We start from the raw sequence: 1,215 nt of genomic DNA, 5'->3' as shown, positions 1-1,215 counted from the left end.
GGTATCGGCCCCAGATTTCGCCTGTGTGGGGGTTAATGGCGGTGATGTCGTTGTTGATGCAGATGAGCATGATTTCTTTGGTGCGGTGTTTTCTTCCGACGTAGAGTTTGCGCATGTTGCCGGCCCAGCGAAGGGTTACTTTTCCGTCGTTGTCGACTTTGTCTCGCCGTAGGCGATTGTCGGTGCCAATGGGGATGTCGAGTGGTTGGGCTTTGGGTAGTCGGTTGTAGGCCTGTGCTGGTGTTTGTCTGTTGAGTGCTCGGTGGGGTCGGTGGTTGTTGTAGTAGTCGATGATGTCATCGAGTTGTTGGTTTAGCTCGCCGATGTTGTGGGCGAATGGCCTTGCGTGCAGGGCTTTTTGGAGTGTTTGGTGGAAGCGCTCGACTTTTCCTTGGGTTTGGGGATGGTATGGAGTTCCATTCTTTTGGTGGATGCCCATTTGGAGGAGTAGCTGTTCGAAGCCGTTGCGAGTGTCGGCTTTTCTGTAGAGCTTTGTGGTGAACACGCTGCCGTTGTCGGTGAGGGTGGATTTGGGGAATCCATGTTTGTTACCTGCGGATATGAAGGTGTCGATGACGTTGGTGCCGGTTTCGTGTTCGAAGGCTTTGCAAGCGATGACAAAGCGTGAGTGGTCGTCGATGATGGTCAGGATGGCTACGCGTTGGTTGTTGTTGAGGTAGCAGTGGCTGTAGTCGAGTTGCCAGGTTTCGTTTGGTTGGTCTGCTTCGAATCGTTTCCAGGAACTGCGTGGCCTTTTGTGAGGTTGTTCGATGACGTAGCCGTGGCGTTTGAGTATGCGGTGGATAGTCGATGCTGCTGGTAGTGGGGTTATTTTTTGTTGTTGAAGATGCCATCGGATGGTGTGGGCGCCGTTGTCTTGGCCGGTGTTTTCAAGGTGTTGTCGGATTTCGAGGATGGTTTTGACTGTGCTCTCTGGTACCTGTCTGGGGTTGGAGTGCGGGGCCCGGGAGCGTGGTTGTAGTGCTTGGTAGCCACCTTCTCGATAGCGGTGGAGTAGTTCGCGGATCCAGCGGGTGCTGACGTTAAAGAGTGCGGCGGCATCTTTATGACTCATGCCGGTCGCGAGGATGGTTTCGACGATGACTTTGTTGGAAGTGTGTTTCTTGCCCATGCTCTATTTTGGGCGGAAGTATGTCTCGCTACATCCTAAGGTGGTGCGTGTGTCCTCATTGTCCCTGTTGGGGTGGTTGTGTG

At 53.5% G+C, this 1,215-nt stretch carries 1 protein-coding gene; it reads right to left on the bottom strand.

Going from position 1 to position 1,215, the window contains the following annotated elements; translation table 11 throughout:
• A partial coding sequence (locus tag A5774_RS03400) for an IS481 family transposase (RefSeq protein WP_064833352.1) occupies positions 1-1,132 on the bottom strand: 1,132 nt, incomplete at its 3' end.
• Between the last annotated feature and the right edge of the window lie 83 nt (positions 1,133-1,215).

It is taken from the genome of Corynebacterium sp. EPI-003-04-2554_SCH2473622 (assembly GCF_001665955.1).
Taxonomy (GTDB): domain Bacteria; phylum Actinomycetota; class Actinomycetes; order Mycobacteriales; family Mycobacteriaceae; genus Corynebacterium; species Corynebacterium pseudodiphtheriticum.
This window is presented reverse-complemented; position numbering and strand designations above follow the sequence as displayed.